The 2,822-nt window shown below is 42.6% G+C and carries 1 protein-coding gene and 1 pseudogene; both read left to right on the top strand.

Annotated features, from left to right (window positions below; all coding sequences use genetic code 11):
• A pseudogene (locus EA341_RS04840) lies at positions 1-1,745 on the top strand (TonB-dependent receptor); the annotation flags it as partial.
• Positions 1,746-1,770: 25 nt separating this feature from the next.
• A partial coding sequence (locus EA341_RS04835; RefSeq protein WP_293011827.1) for a RagB/SusD family nutrient uptake outer membrane protein occupies positions 1,771-2,822 on the top strand: 1,052 nt, incomplete at its 3' end.

The raw sequence follows: 2,822 nt of genomic DNA, 5'->3' as shown, positions 1-2,822 counted from the left end.
GCTGGCTAAAAGCAGAGGTACTTTTCCAGCATTGGAAAAACCAGTCTTCGGGAAGGAACTACCGTCCTACGGAAAGTTTTGAGGCCAGGCACCTGATCAACAGGTTTACCCAGACCAATCCAGACGGCACACTTTTCAGGCCGGTACCTTTGGGAGGGTTTATGGATGTAAGAAACAGCTTTGCGGAAGGAAACTATGGAAGAGCACAAATAAGGGCTGATAGGAAGCTTGGAAAGTTCTTCCAGCTCAATGGCATTGCAGGTGCAGAGTTTAAGGATGTCACCACTACGCTCTCTGCCAATAGATTTTATGGATATGACAACAGGTTTGCTGTAAGCCTGCCCGTGGATCTTTCCAGCCAGTTCAGGATCAACCCCAACAACAGCCTTTCAGCCATTCCATCAGGTATTGATCATGACGGTATGGTAGACAGGTTCTATTCCTATTTCGGAAACATCAGCCTTTCCTATGACAACAGGCTGGTATTTACAGCGAGTGCCAGAAGGGATGCCTCCAACCTCTTTGGAGTGGAGACCAATCAAAGAGCCGTTCCGCTTTGGTCTTCCGGTCTTTCATGGATCATTTCCGAAGAAGGATTCTACAATTCCTCCCTGCTTCCCTTCCTCAGGCTCAGAAGTACTTATGGATACAATGGGAATGTGGACAGAACAATGAGCGCTTTCACTACTGCCAACTATTTTGTGACAGAAGGCTTTGCTATAAATCCCGGAGAACGCTACGCCATAATCAGAAACCCTCCAAACAGGAATCTGCGCTGGGAGAAGATCAGTACAGTCAATCTAGGACTGGACATGGGGATGAAGAATGACTTGCTTGACGTCGGTTTTGAATATTACATCAAAGAAGGGGTTGACCTTATAGGGGATTTCCCGGTAGCCCCTTCCACAGGTTTCAATACCATCAGGGGAAATTTTGCAGACACTAGGACAAAAGGATGGGACCTTACCCTTCAGTCAAGGCCTGTGAAGGGAAAAGTAAGCTGGGACATCAACCTGTTTTTCAGTAGGGCGCGGGAAGAGGTTGTTAACTATGAAGCACCCACTCAGATTGTCAACCTGCTATCTTCCTTTGGCGTGACGCCTTATCCGGGAAAGCCCCTGTTTTCCGTATTCAGTATGCGGTCAGGAGGACTGGATCCCGATACAGGAAACCCCATTGGTTACCTGAATGGTGAACCAAGTACAAATTTCGTTGGGATCAGGTTACAGACATTACCTGAGGATTTGATTTTCCATGGTTCAGCCAGGCCACAGACATTCGGGGCTTTAAGGAATACCGTGCACATAGGAAACTTCAACCTTTCGGCCAACATTTCTTTTAGGCTGGATTATTATTTCAGGAGGCAGTCTGTGAATTATACCGACCTGTTTGCGGGAAGGATTTCCCACAAAGATTATTCTCAGAGGTGGACACAGCCAGGTGATGAACAGTTTACCTCCATACCCTCTATGCCTGCTACCAATAATAATTTCAGACAATTTATACATACTTATTCTGAGACTTTGGTCGAACGGGCTGACCATATCCGTCTTCAGGATATAAGAGCAGGATATAGCCTTTCAAGAAGTTCAAATCCATGGCTTCCATTCAGGAGTGCCGAGTTGTACACTTATATCAATAATATCGGAATACTCTGGAAGAAGACCCAGTTTGATGTGGATCCCGATTTCCAGAATATACCTCCTCCAAGGAGTATAGCACTTGGGTTGAGGATAGATTTCTAATTGACAATCATTAAATATTTTGACCATGAAAAATAAAACAGTATTGATAATTCTGGGGCTATTTCTGATATCAGCCTGCGAGGGGTTTTTGGACGAAAAGCCTTCCAAAAGAATAATAGTACCGACCACCATTGATGATCTTTATTCAATCTTGGCCAACGCGCCGGTTATGAATTTCGGCATTAATCTCGGTGTGATATTGTCCGATGATATGTTTACCAATGATGACGGTTATCAGGGATTTTCAATTGATTTTTTAAGAGATGCCTACAAATGGAACAGGGAACTTTATGATGTAGATGGCTCTAACGGATATTGGTTTACACCATACCGGACTATCTTCCACGCCAATTTGATCCTGGAAACGGCACAGGATATTGAACCTTTCAACATGAAAGAGGAAGAAGACCTCCAAAACCTGATTGGGATGGCCTTATTTCACAGAGCAAATTCCCATGCATCTCTTTTACAGTTTTTTTCCCAGCCTGTACTTGAATCCAATGATCTTCAAAACCCCGGCGTTCCGATTAAGCTAAATATAGATGTCAATGATTACCAAGGGCCTTCTGCAATTGGAGAAGTATATGACAGGATTTTTAAAGACTTAAATGAAGCATTGACTTTCCTGCCCGAAAATCAACCAAATTTGATATATCCAACAAAAAGTGCTGCTAATGGATTGTTGGCAAGGCTATATTTGTTATTGGGTGATTATCAAAAGTCATATGAATATTCCCAAAAAGTGCTGGATAGTAATTTTTCCTTGATGAGCTATGAGGAAATTGCTATGGATAAGCAATTCCCTATACCAATGTTTGAATATCCCATCCCGGTTTTAAATAAGGAAATAATCTATTATGAAAACGGAGGGTCTTCTCAATTTTTGACAAGTCCTTTAAGTTTTATAGGTACTGATCTCATTGAAAAGTTTGATGAAAATGACTGGAGAAAGCACCTGTATTTTACCCCTTCACCCAATACTGAGTATTTCAATTTTATTGGGCACTATACAGGAGATTTTCAGCATTTCAGCGGAATTGCTCTGGATGAAATATTATTGATCAATGCAGAAAGTCT

Source organism: Mongoliibacter sp. (assembly GCF_007692705.1).
Taxonomy (GTDB): domain Bacteria; phylum Bacteroidota; class Bacteroidia; order Cytophagales; family Cyclobacteriaceae; genus Mongoliibacter.
Note: the sequence above shows the minus strand (reverse complement) of the source record. Positions and strands in the feature narration are given on the sequence as shown.